The sequence below is a fragment of the Sphingomonas sp. RS2018 genome (assembly GCF_054489605.1).
The window spans coordinates 44361-59943 of record NZ_JBTMWL010000002.1 but is presented as its reverse complement, the minus strand read 5'-3'; the positions used below and the strand labels follow the sequence as shown (position 1 = coordinate 59943).

14 protein-coding genes are annotated in these 15583 nt (G+C 68.6%); 8 read left to right on the top strand and 6 right to left on the bottom strand.

What is annotated here, in order from left to right; genetic code table 11:
- Positions 1-51 precede the first annotated feature (51 nt).
- From ACX40P_RS05340 to ACX40P_RS05330, 3 genes are read right to left on the bottom strand one after another with little or no spacing between them, the layout of a single operon-like run.
- On the bottom strand, positions 52-366 hold the full coding sequence (locus ACX40P_RS05340; RefSeq protein WP_459125296.1) for a hypothetical protein: 315 nt from the start codon (positions 364-366) through the stop codon (positions 52-54).
- Positions 363-773 (bottom strand): cupin domain-containing protein, encoded by a 411-nt coding sequence (locus ACX40P_RS05335; protein ID WP_459125295.1) that lies wholly within the window; start codon positions 771-773, stop codon positions 363-365. Before ACX40P_RS05335 ends, ACX40P_RS05340 begins: the two co-directional genes overlap by 4 nt.
- On the bottom strand, positions 770-2161 hold the full coding sequence (locus tag ACX40P_RS05330) for a pectate lyase family protein (protein WP_459125294.1): 1392 nt from the start codon (positions 2159-2161) through the stop codon (positions 770-772). The genes ACX40P_RS05335 and ACX40P_RS05330 overlap by 4 nt, the downstream gene beginning before the upstream one ends.
- 159 nt (positions 2162-2320) lie before the next feature.
- Here ACX40P_RS05330 and ACX40P_RS05325 point away from each other — a divergent pair, with 159 nt between their 5' ends.
- A complete protein-coding gene (locus ACX40P_RS05325; protein ID WP_459125293.1) occupies positions 2321-4375 on the top strand; it encodes an NAD(+) synthase in 2055 nt (684 codons plus the stop codon).
- 80 nt (positions 4376-4455) lie between these two features.
- Here the strand turns inward: ACX40P_RS05325 and ACX40P_RS05320 are convergent, their stop codons facing one another.
- Both ACX40P_RS05320 and gntA read right to left on the bottom strand, forming a co-directional pair.
- Positions 4456-5043 carry a DUF1989 domain-containing protein gene (locus ACX40P_RS05320; protein WP_459125292.1) on the bottom strand — a complete coding sequence of 196 codons (588 nt, stop codon included), beginning with the start codon at positions 5041-5043 and terminating at the stop codon, positions 4456-4458.
- Positions 5043-5732: a guanitoxin biosynthesis heme-dependent pre-guanitoxin N-hydroxylase GntA gene (gene gntA / locus ACX40P_RS05315; RefSeq protein WP_459125291.1), complete on the bottom strand. Its 690-nt coding sequence runs from the start codon at positions 5730-5732 to the stop codon at positions 5043-5045. Before gntA ends, ACX40P_RS05320 begins: the two co-directional genes overlap by 1 nt.
- A gap of 290 nt (positions 5733-6022) precedes the next feature.
- Here gntA and ACX40P_RS05310 point away from each other — a divergent pair, with 290 nt between their 5' ends.
- From ACX40P_RS05310 to ACX40P_RS05280, 7 genes are all read left to right on the top strand, one after another.
- Complete coding sequence (locus ACX40P_RS05310; RefSeq protein WP_459125290.1) at positions 6023-6913, top strand: hypothetical protein; 891 nt, start codon at positions 6023-6025, stop codon at positions 6911-6913.
- Positions 6914-6924: 11 nt separating this feature from the next.
- Positions 6925-7377 (top strand): hypothetical protein, encoded by a 453-nt coding sequence (locus ACX40P_RS05305; protein WP_459125289.1) that lies wholly within the window; start codon positions 6925-6927, stop codon positions 7375-7377.
- Positions 7378-7418: 41 nt separating this feature from the next.
- A complete protein-coding gene (locus ACX40P_RS05300; RefSeq protein ID WP_459125288.1) occupies positions 7419-8549 on the top strand; it encodes a hypothetical protein in 1131 nt (376 codons plus the stop codon).
- A 70-nt stretch (positions 8550-8619) separates the two neighbouring features.
- Positions 8620-13566 (top strand): hypothetical protein, encoded by a 4947-nt coding sequence (locus ACX40P_RS05295; RefSeq protein ID WP_459125287.1) that lies wholly within the window; start codon positions 8620-8622, stop codon positions 13564-13566.
- Positions 13566-14087: a hypothetical protein gene (locus ACX40P_RS05290; protein WP_459125286.1), complete on the top strand. Its 522-nt coding sequence runs from the start codon at positions 13566-13568 to the stop codon at positions 14085-14087. Before ACX40P_RS05295 ends, ACX40P_RS05290 begins: the two co-directional genes overlap by 1 nt.
- A 16-nt stretch (positions 14088-14103) precedes the next feature.
- Positions 14104-14727 carry a hypothetical protein gene (locus ACX40P_RS05285; RefSeq protein WP_459125285.1) on the top strand — a complete coding sequence of 208 codons (624 nt, stop codon included), beginning with the start codon at positions 14104-14106 and terminating at the stop codon, positions 14725-14727.
- On the top strand, positions 14724-15146 hold the full coding sequence (locus ACX40P_RS05280) for a hemerythrin domain-containing protein (RefSeq protein WP_459125284.1): 423 nt from the start codon (positions 14724-14726) through the stop codon (positions 15144-15146). The genes ACX40P_RS05285 and ACX40P_RS05280 overlap by 4 nt, the downstream gene beginning before the upstream one ends.
- 3 nt (positions 15147-15149) lie before the next feature.
- Here ACX40P_RS05280 and ACX40P_RS05275 read toward each other — a convergent pair whose 3' ends face one another.
- Positions 15150-15536: a hemerythrin domain-containing protein gene (locus ACX40P_RS05275; protein WP_459125283.1), complete on the bottom strand. Its 387-nt coding sequence runs from the start codon at positions 15534-15536 to the stop codon at positions 15150-15152.
- Positions 15537-15583 lie beyond the last annotated feature (47 nt).

Here is a 15583-nt window from a genome sequence, read left to right as displayed (position 1 = left end):
CCGTTCGCCCTGAGCGACGTCGAAGGGCTTAGAACGAACGGTGGGTAGGGATCACTCTGAAACCCGCCCCGCCCACCATTCCGCATAGGGCGTATTCCCGACCTTGCGCCGGTTAAAATCGGGCGCGCCGTCGTTCCACCACACCGGCCCGCGCTCGCCGAGTGCCACCTTGGCCGCATCGACCTCAGCCCGCGCCGCCTTCTCCGACGTTTCGTCCTTCGCCTGCCCGACCGCGCGGCGCGCCGCCATCAGCGCCTTCACCAGCCGCTCGCGATCGTCCTCAGTCAAGTCCGGCCGCGTGGCGCGCCACAGCACGCCGTCGACGACGATATAGCGGCCGTCCGGCGTCTTCGGCGGCTCGCTCACTTCCCGCCCGTGCGCGCTTTCAGCGGATAGGCGATGACGAGCGACAGCGGCGCCTCGCCGATCTGCCGGATGCCCACGGTCGCGCCGTCGAACAGATAGGCGGTCGCGCCGGCGCCGATGCGGCGGGTGACTCCGTCGCTGGTCACGTCGCCTTCACCGCTCACGACGTAATAGACCTCGTCGTGGGCGAGTGGGTGCAGGCCGATCGCCGCGCCCTTGTCGAGCACGCGGCGGCGGAACTCCATCGCGCGGCCGGGTACGCGATCGGTGATGCGATAGGCCGTGCTCATCCCGATACGGCCATGCGGCGGCGCCTCGCGCACCATCGTCTCGCGCTCGTCGACGATCACCATCGCGGGTGTGGGCGGCGCCACCACCTGCACGGCCAGCAGCGCGAACGCGATCATTTGCCCCCCGCCCGCATCGCCGCGTCGCGCCCGCTCAGATGCTCCTGCGGTCCCGGTCCGGTCTGGCCCGGATAGCGGCCCGACTTCGGCTCCATCGTGTCGAGGTTCCAGTCGGCCTCGACGAACTTCGCCGCCGTGGGTTTGAACGCCGGATACGCGCTCACGTCCTTCTCGTCGTCGATGATCGCGCCGCGCCCTTCGGCCACGAAGAAGAACACGCGGATATCGTCGGCGTCGCGGTCCCACGGCCGCGCGCCGGCGTTGGCCAGCACATGCGTCTCGACATCCCGCGCCGCCAGCACGGGCAGGTTCGGCACCCACACCACCGGCTTCGCCACCTCGACCAGCTTCGCGCGCGTCTCGCCATAGCGGCCGAACATCGGCAGTGGCGCGCCCTCGCGGTCCACGGCGATATTGTCCTTGCCGTAGAAGCGCAGGTCGCCGTCTCCGCCCAACGACAGGAACGGCATCCGCTCGACGGTCGATGGCCCGCCGCGCAGCACGTTGCCGACCGCGCTGATCTCCCCCGTCACATAGGGGTAGCCCGCCCATTCGAGCGCCATCAGGTTATAGTGCAGCGCGCGCTTGCCGGGATCGTAGATCAGGTTGTTGACGAACACCCCCTGCGCCCCGCCCTTGAACAGCGCGTTGCGCTCGACATTGTGGGCATAGAGGTTGCGCCAGATGGTGATGCCGGTCGCATTGTCGTGAATCAGCGACCCCTTCGAATGCTCGCCCTTGGGGTGCGAACTGTCGGCCAGCCCTTCGTACGCGGCGTTGTACTGGAAGGTGATGTCGTGGCTGGTCCCCTGACGCCACTCCGCCAGCGTCTTGCCGGTGAAGCGCGGGCCGCTCGCCGACATGTTCTCGTCCACCGCCCAGCTGAAGGTGCAGTGATCGACGATCACGTTGTACGCGCCGATCGTGGAAAAGGCGTCCGCCTCCCACCCAGAGCGCTTCGCCTGCCCGCTCGCGCCGGTGCGCACGCGGATGTGGCGCATCACCACATCGTGCGTCTTCACGTCGATCCCGCCGCGGATCAGCGTGATGCCGGGCGACGGCGCGGTCTGGCCGGCGATGGTGACGAACGGCTCCTTCAGCTCCCAGCTCTTCAGCCCCATGTCGATCACGCCACCGACCTCGAACACGACGATGCGCGGCCCCTTCGCGTCCAGCGCCGCCTTCAGGCTGCCCGGGCCATCGCCGTTCAGGTTGGTGACCCGGATGATGCGCCCCCCGCGCCCGCCGGGCGTCTTCGCCGCCGGCCCAACCGCGCCGGGAAAGGCGACGCGCCCGCCGTCGTTCGCGGCGCCTTGCGCCAGCGCAGCGCCCGGTGCTGCCATCGCGGCAAGGGCACCTAGGATTCCCGTGATCGTCGCCGTCCGCATTGCACTCTCCCATCGGCCGCTCCGACCATTGCCGGATGCACCTTTCGTCCGTGACTGACACCGGTTTCCCGAAATGACAAGACCGCCGGTCCGTCGACCAATATGGACAGCCGTTCCCGAACGGTCCACACCCCGGCCGGACCATTTCAGGCGGTATCGTTGAGCGACCACCCATTCCATTCGATCCACGCGCACGGCCTGATCCGGGTCGGCGCCTGTACGCCGCGCGCGACGGTGGGCGACGCGCCCGCCAATGCCGAGGCGACGATCGCGCTGGCCCGCGAAGGCGATGCGCGCGGGTGCGACCTGCTGGTGTTTCCCGAACTCAATCTGACCTCCTACGCCATCGACGACCTGCATCTGCAGGGTGCGCAGATCGCCGCGTCGGCGGCGGCGGTGGAGGCGGTGCGCCAGGCCTCGACCGACCTCAAGCCCCTGCTGCTGGTCGGCGCCGCGCTGGAGCGCAACGGGCGGCTCTACAGTTGCGCCGTCGCGATCGCGCGCGGACGCGTGCTGGGCGTCGTACCCAAGAGCTACCTGCCCAACTACCGCGAATATTACGAGAAGCGCTGGTTCGCGCCCGGCGTCGGACTGACCGGCCTCGACATGGAGTTGGGTGGCGAGAGCATACCCTTCGGCACTGACCTGATCTTCGCGGCGCAGGACCTGCCCGGCTTCGTCGTCCATGCCGAGGTGTGCGAGGATTTCTGGGCGCCGCTGCCCCCCTCGACGATGGGTGCGCTGGCCGGCGCAACGATCCTCGCCAATCTGTCCGCGAGCAACATCGTCATCGGCAAGGCGCGCGAACGCGCGCTGCTCGCGGCGTCACAGTCGGCGCGCGCCATCGCCGCCTATGTCTATTCGGCGACCGGGCCGGGCGAGAGCACCACCGACCTCGCCTGGGACGGGCAAGGCATGATCCACGAACTGGGCGAGTTGCTGGCCGAAAGCGAGCGCTTCGACCTCGCGACCGAGATCGTCGTCGCCGACGTCGATGTCGAACGGCTGCGGCTGGAGCGGCTGCGCACCGGCACGTTCAACGACACCGCCGCCGCGCTGGGCCATCCCGAAACGCGCTTCCGCCGCATCGGCTTCACCCACGCCCCCGCCTTCGACGACCGCGGCCTAGTCCGCGCGATCCGCCGCTTCCCGTTTGTGCCCAACACGCCGGCGAAGCGCGACGAGGATTGTTACGAGGCGTTCAACATCCAGGTCGAGGGTCTGCGCAAGCGGCTGGAGGCGACGGGATCGAAGCGGCTGGTGATCGGCGTCTCAGGCGGGCTCGACTCCACCCACGCGCTGATCGTCGCGGCCAAGGCGTTCGACCGCATGGGCCGTCCGCGCTCGGAGATCCTCGGCTACACCCTGCCCGGCTTCGCGACCGGCGACGATACGAAGGCGAACGCCTGGACACTGATGAACGCGCTGGGCGTGACCGGCGCGGAGATCGACATCCGCCCCGCCGCGCGCCAGATGCTCGGCGACATCGGCCACCCCTATGCCGACGGCGAAGCGCAGTATGACGTGACGTTCGAGAATGTGCAGGCCGGCCTGCGCACCGACTATCTCTTCCGCCTCGCCAACCATCACGGCGGCATGGTGCTCGGCACCGGCGATTTGTCGGAACTGGCGCTCGGCTGGTGCACCTATGGCGTGGGCGACCAGATGAGCCATTACGGCGTCAACGCCGGCGTGCCCAAGACACTGATCCAGTTTTTGATCCGCTGGGCGATCGCCAGCGGCCAGTTCGACGCCGCGACGGACGCTGTCTTGCAGGCGATCGTCGACACCGAAATCTCGCCCGAGCTTGTCCCCGCCGGCGCGGACGGCGCGAAGCAGAGTACGCAAGGCCGCATCGGTCCGTACGAGCTTCACGATTTCTTCGCCCACTACATCATCCGCCACGGCCTGCCGCCGTCGAAGGTCGCCTTCCTCGCCTGGCACGCCTGGCGCGACGCGGCGGTCGGGCCCTGGCCGGACGGTATCGCGGCGGACGCCCGCAACGCCTACGACCTGCCGACGATCGTCCGCTGGCTCGAGGCATTCCTGACGCGCTTCTTCCAGACTAGCCAGTTCAAGCGCTCGGCGCTGCCCAACGGCCCGAAGGTGTCGGCCGGCGGGGCGCTGTCGCCGAGAGGCGACTGGCGCGCGCCGTCCGATGGAACGGCGCGGGTGTGGATCGAGGAACTGCGGGCGAAGCTGCCACCGATGTAGACCCCCGTTCGTGCTGAGCGAAGTCGAAGGCCCGCACTCCGGAAGGTGCTTCGACTACGCTCAGCACGAACGGAAAAGAATTAGTCGATCCGATAATGGATCGGCTTGAAACTCCCACCATTCGACGCCGGTGCCGAGCACGCCGTCAGCCCGACGATCAGATCCATCGCCGCGACGAAGTCGATGTGGTCCCCCGCCACGCTGATCGGCGGCAGGACCGAGATATTGCCCGTCACCGGATCGATCGGGACGTTCATGAAGCAATTGAATGCGGTCGGAATCCGATCCGGCCCGATCCCGAACGGTTCCAGCGCCGCCGCCAGATTGCCGAAACACCCGCGGTGCCTGGGCAAATCGGGATAGAAGAAGTCGAACGTATCGACCGAACACGGCGTCAGCAGGAAGTCGTGCCGCCCGACGCTGTCCTCGACGATCTCCAGCATGGGCCGTGAGCGGTTGGAATAGAGCTTGTCGCCCTTCGACAGATAGATTCGCTCGGCATAATCAAGCGTCCGGCCCGACGACAGCACCTCGTCGATATCGTCCGCGTTGTAGGTCAGCAGGTCGGCCACCTGCACCCCGCGCGGGTCGATGACGGTCAACCGCTGACCTTTCGCCAGCCGGAACGCGACGCCGCTGCGCTCCGGAATTTCCCGCACATCGCCCATCAGCTGTCGGCCGATCCGCTGTAGCTGAACGGGCAGCGCCAGCCGTCGTCGACGACGCGGCCCGAATATTGCCGCGCCTCGCTCGTCTCGCCGTGACGCGCGAGCATCGGGTTGCGCGTGCCGGCGATCGCCTCGTCGCGCACCATGATCTTCTCGCGCATGCCCTCGTACTTGCCCTGCGCGCGCAGCGTCGTGAACTGGTCGTGCAGGTTGAACACCATCGTCGGATAGGCGAAGCGCCGCGCCGGACGGCTCGCTGCCGGGTGCAGCCCGACGACGAAAAACGCTTCCCCGCCGAACGACAGTGAGAAGTGGGGATCGTCCGGATCGGTCGCGACGCGCGGGTCATAATCCTGCCCGCGCCAGACATCCTTGTCCGACAGCGACTGGACGCGTGTCCACAGATGCTCCTCGAACGCTGCCTCACCCAGATCGACCGGCCCGCCGAAGACCACCACCAGGCTGCGGAACAGCGTCGGCTCGGCGCGATACTCGCCGGCGAAGTGGAGCAGCCGATCGTGGATGCGCACATCGTCCCACGCGCTGGCGATGCTGCGGGCGGTCAGCACCTCCAGCGTATCGCGGGCCATCGCCGCCTTCGCGCCGACGCACGGGAACCCGACATCGGCGATGTGCGCGCGCAACCCTTCTGAAAGGTCGGGCGCGGCAGTGCCCGCCCAATCAAACATCGATCGCGTTTTCAGCATCGCCGTACAACCGGCATCCACCAGCACCGGTTCCGCCAAACTTCGGATATCCTTGCGATAAAAATCAACGCGCCCAAATGTCCGTCCGCATCGAAAGAGTAGCAAGCCAGCGTTCGACATTGGTCGAAGTCCAGCCACCGCCATAGCCGGAAGTAAGACCGGCTTAACCCCGTCCGCCGCTCGGTCGACCCCGCACATTTGGCAGGATCGACGACGTGTTACGAAGGTGTGGCAAGGGACGACGGACGGACGGCAAGTCGTGGTACGCCACGATGGCCGCGCTGTGCTGTACGGCAGCGATGCCGGCGGCGGCCGACGTCACGCCAGCCGGCACGTCGATCGTCAACGTCGCCGGGCTCACCTTCGGCCCGGCCGACGCCCGCACTGCGATCACCAGCAACAGCGTCGCACTCCGCGTCGATGCCGTACTGGATGTCAGCATCGTACCGCGCGTGTCGCAGGTCACGGTCGACGGCGCCGCGACAAGTATCCCGGTCGTCTTCGTCGTGACCAACCTTGGCAACGGCACCGAGCGCTTCACCCTGGACGCGGACGCCGGCGCCGCGATCACGATCGTTGCCGATGCGGACGGCGACGGCGCCTATGATCCCGCGAAGGACCGCGCCACCGACATCACGCTGGCGGCGGGCGAGAGCGGCACCGTCTTCGCGATCCTCCCCGGCCCCGTCACCGGCGTCGCCCGCGTGTCGGCCAGCGCCACCGCGACCACCGGCCATGGCGCGCCCGGCACGGTCGTGCCCGCATCGGCGCCGGGCGGTATCGACGCCGTCGTCGGTCAGACCGGCGCTGCGGCGACCGCGCAGGCCGATGTCGTCGCGACCGATCCGGCCGCGCCGTCGCTGGTCAAGTCGCAGGCGGTGCGCGCGCCCGATGGCTCGGCCCGCGCGGTTCGCGGCGCGATCGTGACCTACCAGCTGGAGGCGCGCTTCACCGCCGCCGCCCCCGCAGCTGTCCTCACCGACGACGTGCCCGCCGGCACCCGCTTCGTGCCCGGCAGCATCACGCTCGACGGCGCACCCCTCACCGATGCCGATGATGGCGACGATGGCGGCTTCGACGGCCGCACCGTGCGCGTCGCGCTCGGCGACATCGCCACTGCCGGCGCCATCCGCACCATCCGTTTCCAGACGACGATCAACTGAAGGACCGCCGCATGATCCGATCGCTCCCCCTCCTGCTGCTGCTGACCGCCGAGCCGCTCGCCGCCGCGTCGGGGCCGCTCGACGTCACCTCCAGCGTGATGGTCGAACAGCGGAGCCGCGCGCCCGACGGCACGACCCGCGTCACGCTGGCACCCGCCGCCCGCGTCGTGCCGGGCGACCGCGTCGTGTTCGTCGTCGCCTATCGCAACACCGGCACGCAGCCGCTGTCGAACCTCGCGATCGTCAATCCGCTGCCCGCCGGCATCGCCTACCGCGCCCCCGCCGCCGGCACCGCCGAGCCCGAAGTGTCGGTCGACGGCCGCAGCTTCGCCGCCCTCGCCGCGCTGCGCAGCGGAGACCGCGCCGCAACCGGCGACGACGTCACCCACGTCCGCTGGCGGCTCGCCCGTCCGCTCGCACCGGGCGCGCAAGGGCGCCTCGCCTTCCAGGCCGTCCTGAAATGACGCCGACCGCCACACACCAATCAGCCAGGGGAAAGACCACAATGTTCGTGAAGAAGGCTTCGGCCGTCCTGCTCGCCGGGACCGCCACCGTCGCCCTTGCCGGGGCGGCGCAGGCGCAGACCGCGCAGACCACCGCCGGCACCACGGTGAACAACACCGCGCAGGTCAGCTACACCGTCAACGGCACGCCGCAGACGACGAATTCGACGACGGCCAGCTTCGTTGTCGATCGCAAGGTGAACTTCACCGTCGTGACCGATCAGAGCGGCTATACCCAGGTCAATCTGGGCCAGCAGAATGCGGTGACGAAGTTCAAGGTGACGAACCTGACCAACGACGTCCAGGATTTCCTGCTCGATCCCGATCAGAGCACGATCTCGCTCGGCATCCTGCCCGGCACCGACAATTTCGATATCACGGGCATGAAAGCTTACGTCGATGCCAACGGCAACGGCATCTACGAACCGACGATCGACACCGCGACCTACATCGACGAGCTCGCGCCCGATGCCTCGGTCGTGGTCTTCATCGTCGGTAACATTCCCACGGCGGCCAGCACCGCGATCGCCTGGGACTCGCTCCACGTGACGGTGGCCGCGGGCGGCGCTTCGACCGTGAAGGGCAATGCGCTCGTCTCGACCGATCTGAACCTCGCCAACGCCGACATGACGGTCGACGTGGTCTTCGCCGACGACGACAGCGACGGTCTGCTCTACCTCGGCGACATCGCCCGCAACGGCCAGGGCCGCGCCTATTCGGGCTACGAGGTCGGCACGCGCAACGTCGCGCTGACCGTCGCCAAGTCCGCGCGGATCATCGCGGACGGCGTCAATCTCGCGAATTTCAAGTCAATCCCCGGCGCTACTGTCGAATATTGCCTGACCGTCAGCAACGCGACGCTGCTCACGCCCGCGAACGACATCGTACTGAGCGACATCGTCCCCGCGCACACGACATACGTGCCCGGATCGCTGTCGATGGGCGTGCCGGGGGTGCCGGGCGTCGCCTGCGTTTTGCTCGGCTCGACCGAGGACGACGACGATGCCGATACGGGCGAGACCGATGGCCTGACCGCGTCTTATGATTCCGGCACGAAGACGGTGGCGGCAAAGATCGCGATCGTACCCGGCGGCACGGCGGTCGCCGCGTCGTTCAAGGTCAAGATCGACTGATCCCACCCACAGTTACGGAGAACAGGCTTCCGGCGCGCGCGTCCCCCCGCGCGCCGGAAAACGACCGGTCATGCCCAGCGCCCGCGCCCGCCCCGTCCTCGCTTTAGCGGCAGCCCTCGTCGGGCTGGCGTCCGTCGCATCCGCGCCGGCGCAGATCGGCGCGCGCATCAGCAATACGGCGCAGCTGAGCTGGACGGGCCCCGCCGGCCCGCGCACCGTCCTGTCGAACACGGTCACGCTCGATCCCGCAATCGCGAAGACGCCGACGAAGATCAGCTTCCGCCTGCCGCCGATCGACTATGTGATGAGCGGCTCGCGCTGCGAGACGAGTCCTGCGCTGCGCTTCACGCCGGCGCCGATCGACCGTGACGCGCTGGCGGCGTCCGCGCCGCTCGAATCCGTGGATTCGCGCCAACCCTTTCTTCTCGTCCTCGAAAACCAGGGCGGCAACCGCGATCCCGCGGTGCGCGAGACATCCTGGGTCAGCGTCGACAGCGGCCGGCTGCACCTGATGCTGCCGCTGCTCGAGACCGCGGCGGACACCGGCGTCTTCGCCGGCGGCATCGCCCCGCCCGGCACCACGCCCGCCAACGCCCCCTGCGACCCCCGCCTCGACCGCGGCGCACAGGTGCATGTCAGTTTCACGGAGGACGAATTCAGCTTCGCCTCGAACACCACGCAGCTGATCGACCCTGCCGGATTCGTCTTCGATTCGCGCACCGGCGCGCTGATCGACGGCGCGATCGTCACGCTGACGGATGAAAACGAGCAGCCCGCCATCGTGTTCGGCGACGACGGCATGAGCCGCTATCCCTCGACGGTCGTCAGCGGGGCCGAGGCGCGCGATGCCAGCGGCCGGCTCTACGATTTCGCGCCTGGAAACTACCGATTTCCCCGCACCCTGCCCGGCAGCTATCATCTGCACGTCACGGCGCCGGCCAACTACACCGCGCCATCGACGCGCAGCGCGGCGGAACTGGCGGCGGTGCGCGATCCGGCGGGACGGCCCTACATGCTCAACGCCGCCTCCACAGGCGGCATCTTCACCCTCTCCACACCCGAACCCTTCTATTCCGACATCCCGCTCGACCGCGATGGCGACGACGCGCTGCTGGTGACGAAGACGGCATCGGTGCGGGAAGCATCGCCGGGCGATTTCATCCAGTATCGCGTGACGCTCGCCAATCGCGGCGATGTCGCCGTGTCCGGGGCCCGGCTCGCCGATACGCTGCCCGACGGCCTGCGCTACGAACGCGGGTCCCAGCGCGGTGCGGACGCGCCGTCCGTCTCGGACGACGGGCGCCATCTCGATTTCGCCGTGCCCGCGATCGCACCACGCACGAGCGTGGAGATTCGCTACGTCGTCTCGGTGGCGCCCGGCGCGAAAGTCGGAGAGGCGGTCAACCGCGCGACCGCGACCGGCGCCGGTATCACCGCGAACGAGGCCGCTGCCGCCGTCCGCATCCGCCCGTTGCTCTTCACCGACGGCTTCACCGTCATCGGCCGCGTGACCGAGGGTGCGTGCGGCGACCCAGTCGACAAGCGTCGCGGCGTTCCCGGCATCCGCCTGCTGATGCAGGACGGCAGCTTCGTCGTCACCGACGCCGACGGCCTCTACCATTTCGAGAGCGTCCGACCCGGCCGTCACGTCGTGCAGATCGACGCCGGCACGCTGCCCGCCAGCCACGCGCCGGTCGCCTGCGATATCGACACGCGTCAGGCCGGCAGCGCGATCTCGCGCTTCGTCGAAAGCGACGGCGGCCTGATGCAGCGCGTCGATTTCCAGCTCCGCCCGACCGGCGCGAAGGCCGCCGCCGACACGCTGCCGGTCAGAATCGAGGGCGACTCGATCGCCGCCGGCAACCGCGACTGGATGGCGGGCCAGACTCCCGGTGTCGCGATGCTGTTCCCGCTGGCGGACCACAACCCCCGCTCGACCGCGCTGCGCGTCGTCGTGAAGCATCTGCCGACGCAGCGCGTGGCGCTAACGCTGAACGGCCAACCAATCGACCCGCTCGCCTTCGACGCCACCGACACGACGGGCGACGTCGCGATCTCGCGGTGGGCGGGATTGCCGTTGGTCGAGGGCGACAACCGCCTATCGGCGCGCGTGCTCGATGAAGGCGGCGCCACCGTCACCACGATCGATCGCATCGTCCATTCCTCCGGCGTCGCCGCCGACGCCGCGGTCGTGCCGGCGACCAGCCGGCTGGTCGCCGATGGCGTCACCCGTCCGCTCGTCGCGGTGCGCGTCACCGATCGCGCCGGGCGTCCGGTGCGGGCCGGCACCATGCTGCCCTTCCGCGTCGACCTACCCTATCTCGCCGCCGTCGATCGCGCGCTGGCGCAGGCGCAGGGGCCGGCTGCGGCCGTCACCGTCGCGCGTGTCGTCGGCGACGACGGCCTCGCCTTCGTCGCGCTCGAACCGACGACGCAGGCGGGCGCGGTGCGCATCGTCGCGACGCTGACCGACGACAAGGCGGTCCACAGCCGCGAACTGCGCACGTGGCTGACGGCTTCCGCGCGCGACTGGGTCGTCGTCGGTTTTGGCAGCGGCACCGCCGGCTATCGCACACTCGACCGCCACGATCGCGCCCTGCCGCGCGGACAGCGCGGGCGCCTGCTCGCCGACGGCCAGCTCGCGCTCTATGCGAAGGGCCGGATCAAGGGCAGCTGGCTCGCGACCATCGCCTATGACAGCGACCGTCCACGCGACCGTGACCGCGGCCTGCTCGGCACCATCGATCCCGATCGCTACTACACCGTCTACGGTGATGCCACGCGTCAGGGCTATGACGCGCCGACCGAGCGCCGCCTGTACCTGCGCCTCGAATCCCGTGCCTTCTACGCGCTGTTCGGCGATTTCGAGACCGGTCTGACCCGCACCCACCTCGGCCGTTACAACCGCACGCTGAACGGCGTAAAGCTCGCCTATGACGGTCGCCGCGCGAACGTGTCGGCCTTCGCCGCGAAGACCGACGGGCTCTACGCACGCGACGACATCCCCGGGAACGGGCTGTCCGGCCCCTATCGGCTCTCGCGACGCGATATCGTTCCGAACAGCGACAAGCTGCGCGTGGAAACGCGCGATCGCCTCCGCCCCGAACGCATCCTGTCGGTCGTCCAGATGACCCGCCATATCGATTACGACATCGATCCGGCGATGGGCACGCTGCGCTTCCGCGCGCCGGTGCTGACCCGCGATGCGGACCGCAATCCGGTCTTCATCGTCGCGGAATACGAAAGCTACGGCCGCAACAACCGCCTCGTCGCCGGCGGCCGCGCCGCGATCCGCTCGACTGACGGCCGTGTCGAATTCGGCGCCACCGCCCTGCATGACGAGACGTTCTCGAAAGCCAACGTCCTCGCCGCCGATCTCACCGCACGGCTCAGCCGTACAACCGAAGTCCGCGCGGAGGCCGCGACCGGCGGGCGTGGCGGCATCGACGCGGGTCAGGCCTGGCTGATCGAGGGCGAGCATCACGGCACCGCGCTCGACCTGCTCGCCTATGCCCGCGAACAGGATCTCGATTTCGGCATCGGCCAGCAGAACATGGTGGAGGCCGGCAGCCGCCGCCTGGGCTTCGACGGTCGCCTGCGTCTGGGCACCCGCCTGTCGCTGGCGGGCACCGCGTGGCACCAGCAGCAGCTCGACGGCCCCGGATCGCGCACCGTCGCCGACGTGCGGCTGGAAATGCAGCGGGCGAAGGGCACGGTCTATGTCGGTGGCCAGCTGGCGATGGACCGCGGCATCGACGGTCGGAACCACGACTCCCGCCTGCTCACGCTGGGCGGCACGCAGGCGCTGCTGGGCGGCAAGCTGACGCTGGGCGGGCAGACGCAGGTCGCCCCCGGCGGCGACCGCGCCAGCCTCGACTTCCCGGTCCGTCACCAGCTGACCGCCGCCTATCGCCTCACCCCCGCCGTCCGCCTGATCGGCGGCTATGAGATAGCGCAGGGCAAGGATTTCACCATCCACACCGCGCAGGTCGGCTTCGACGTCGCGCCATGGACCGGTGCCAACTTCGCCAGCACGATCAATCAGCAGGCCCGCGGCGAGGACGGCCAGCGCCTCTTCGCGCAATATGGCCTGACCCAGTCGCTGTCGCTCGGCCGCCGCTGGACGATCGACGCTACGCTCGACGCCAGCAACACGGTGCGTGGGAGCATCCCGACCGGCGCCGTCGTTACGCCGTTCCAGTCGGCGTCGTCGGGCGGCACGCCCTCGCTCGACACCGCCGGCGGCGACTATGCCGCGGTCACACTCGGCGCTGCATGGCGTGGCGACCGCTGGTCGTGGAACGGCCGCGCGGAATATCGCGCGGGCGATCTCGACGATCGCTTCAACCTGACGACCTCGCTGCTGCGCGTGCTCGGCGAAGGCCGCACCCTCGCCTCGCAGTTGCGCTGGTCGCGGGTGACGCAGGGATCGGGCGCGGTCGCCTCCTTCGCGGTTGTCGACCTGTCGCTCGCATGGCGCCCGCTCGACAGCCGCTGGTCGGTGCTGCAGCGCTTCGAACTGCGCAGCGAGCGTGCCGACGCCGGCTTTGACGGGCGCAATGTGCTGGGCGTGCCGGCGTTCGGCGACAGCTTCCAGTCGACGCTGCGCGCGATCAACAATCTCGCGCTCAACTATCGCTCGGGGCCGGAGGGGCTGGGCCACGGCGCCGAGGCGACGCTCTACTACGGCGCGAAATGGGTGAAGGGCAGCTATGGCGCCGACGACTATACCGGCTATGTCGACGTGCTCGGCTTCGACCTGCGCCGCGATGTCGGCCGCCGGTTCGATATCGGCGTGCAGGGTTCCGTCCAGCATGCCTGGTCGCGCGGCAGTTTCGCGTTTAGCGGCGGGCCGACGATCGGCGCGTCGCCCGCGAAGAACCTGTGGGTTACCGCCGGTTACAACATCGCCGGCTATCGCGATCGCGACTTCGCGGCCGATCGCTACACGCGCGGCGGCCCGTTCGTGACGATGCGGCTGAAGCTCGACCAGACCGCGCTCGGGGCGCGTCGCTGATGCGTCGGACCATCGCCCTCCTTATCGCGTTGCTGGCCGCGACCCCGGCCAGCGCAGACCCGATCACGATCACGAAGAGCGTGACGCTGGTGTCCGATCCGCTCGGCAATCTCCTGCCGCGCTCGCTGCCCGGATCGATCGCCGATTATCGCACGCTCGCGACCAACCCGGTCGGCAATCTGACGAAGCCGGTGCGCAACATCGTGCTGGTCGAGACTCTCCCCGCAACGGTGGACCTGCGCGTCGCCGACCTCGTCGCGCTGGGCAAGGGACCGGTCGAATTCGCAGACGGCAGCCTGCTCGGCACCGGGCTGCTGGCCGGCGGCGTGACCTATGCCTTCACCAGCCTGGGCTCGACCACCGACAGCATCGAATTCTGGGACGGTGCCAGTTGGGCCTATCAGCCGGTCCCCGACGGAGAAGGCTACGACCGCAACGTGCGCGCGATGCGCATCACGCTTGGTTCTACCTTCGCGACCCTCGGCTCATTTCAGTTGCGATACCGTGTGAGGATCCGATGAATTCTGGAGAATTCCGATGACACCAGCCTTGCTCCAGCCGACAACGGTTTCGTCCGCGGCGGCGGTATGGGACAACCGCGCATCGCAGCGCCAGCAGACGATGTTCGTCATCGGCCGCATCGTGACACCGCAACGCGAGCGCATCTGCCTCGTCCGCAACCTGTCGGCGGCGGGGGCCGGCGTCGAGCAAACCGGCGAACTGCCCATCGCATCGGAAGTGTCGATCGAGACGCGCACCATCTTGCCGACACGTGCCGTCGTCCGCTGGTCCACCGCCCGGGCGGCGGGACTCGAATTCCTCGAGCCACCGCGGGTGATGACGGCCAAGCCCGACGCCGAGGGGGCGCACCACGTGCTGCGCAGTCCGCGCTTTTCGTTCGTTCGCGCCGTGCGGCTACTGGTCGGAGACGTCGCGATCGACACCGAGACGGTGGATATCGCCTTGGGGGGCGTGAAGCTCGCGGGCGTCGACGCAGACCTGCCGGTCGATCCCGCGCGGATCGAGCTGCCCGGCGGCTGCACGCTGCACGGGCGCCTGCGATGGAACAACGCGGGTGTCGCGGGATTTCAGTTCGTCACACCCATCAGCCAACAGCACCTGTCGACCCTCCTCGACCAAGCGCGGGACGTAACCCCTTGACCTATCTCCGACTGATCGCCGAACACAACGCGATCGATGCCGCCGCCGATGTCGTCGTCGCGCTCAGCAAGAGCACAACGCCGCGCCCCGCCGAAGCGGCCGCGGCACTGGAAGTGCTGGCCCAACTCCTGCGCGACCATTTGTCGGGGGAAGAAGACGCGATCTTCCATACCCTGCTCGCGGCCAAGGGCGGACGCCATGCCGAGACGGCCGAGCGGATGGGAATCGAATTCGACCGGCTGAAGGACGATTGGGGCAGCTATCTCTATCGATGGGATGGGGGCAGCGTCGTCGCACGGTGGGATGAATTCGCGACGGAGACCCAGGCGATGCTGGGCCGCATCCGGGAGCGGGTGATGTTCGAGACGATGATGCTCTATTCGCTGGGCGTCCATCTGGAAGTCATTGCGGTGGAATGAATTTCAGGGCGCGCGGCGGTATCGGACGGCGGGGAAGATCGTCGCTTCCTCGAATGCCATTCGATCGCGTAACGCATTGAGAAGCAAGCGAGTTTCGGTAACGTAGCGGCTCCAGCCGGCCGCGACGCTGGCGTTGCCCCATGTCGCAACGTGACGCACGAAGGCTTCATCGAGCCCGAACCTTTGTGCGACATCGTTCTCCTTGTGCGTGCGCAGGGCCGCACGCTCGCTGGCGAGATGGAGCGAGAGTTCCTGCACCAACACCCAGCCGAGCTGCGTGAAATTGGCGTCCTTCGGCGCCGCATCGCCGTCGAGGAAACGGTCCAGCCGGTCCGCGAGTTCGCGCAGCCGATCATGCTCGGTCTTAAGGCGGGTGATGGTCGAATACATGGGTAACGCCTCCGGATGAGCATCCGCTGTCGACGCGCCGATTTAAC

Bases quoted from the DNA above. Each gene is read 5' to 3' on its own strand.
- ACX40P_RS05290 (WP_459125286.1), top strand. From the start codon at position 13,566: ATGCGTCGGACCATCGCCCTCCTTATCGCGTTGCTGGCCGCGACCCCG.
- ACX40P_RS05285 (WP_459125285.1), top strand. From the start codon at position 14,104: ATGACACCAGCCTTGCTCCAGCCGACAACGGTTTCGTCCGCGGCGGCG.
- ACX40P_RS05300 (WP_459125288.1), top strand. From the start codon at position 7,419: ATGTTCGTGAAGAAGGCTTCGGCCGTCCTGCTCGCCGGGACCGCCACC.
- ACX40P_RS05335 (WP_459125295.1), bottom strand. From the start codon at position 773: ATGATCGCGTTCGCGCTGCTGGCCGTGCAGGTGGTGGCGCCGCCCACA.
- gntA (WP_459125291.1), bottom strand. From the start codon at position 5,732: ATGTTTGATTGGGCGGGCACTGCCGCGCCCGACCTTTCAGAAGGGTTG.
- ACX40P_RS05310 (WP_459125290.1), top strand. From the start codon at position 6,023: ATGGCCGCGCTGTGCTGTACGGCAGCGATGCCGGCGGCGGCCGACGTC.
- ACX40P_RS05275 (WP_459125283.1), bottom strand. From the start codon at position 15,536: ATGTATTCGACCATCACCCGCCTTAAGACCGAGCATGATCGGCTGCGC.
- ACX40P_RS05305 (WP_459125289.1), top strand. From the start codon at position 6,925: ATGATCCGATCGCTCCCCCTCCTGCTGCTGCTGACCGCCGAGCCGCTC.
- ACX40P_RS05330 (WP_459125294.1), bottom strand. From the start codon at position 2,161: ATGCGGACGGCGACGATCACGGGAATCCTAGGTGCCCTTGCCGCGATG.
- ACX40P_RS05295 (WP_459125287.1), top strand. From the start codon at position 8,620: ATGCCCAGCGCCCGCGCCCGCCCCGTCCTCGCTTTAGCGGCAGCCCTC.
- ACX40P_RS05320 (WP_459125292.1), bottom strand. From the start codon at position 5,043: ATGGGCGATGTGCGGGAAATTCCGGAGCGCAGCGGCGTCGCGTTCCGG.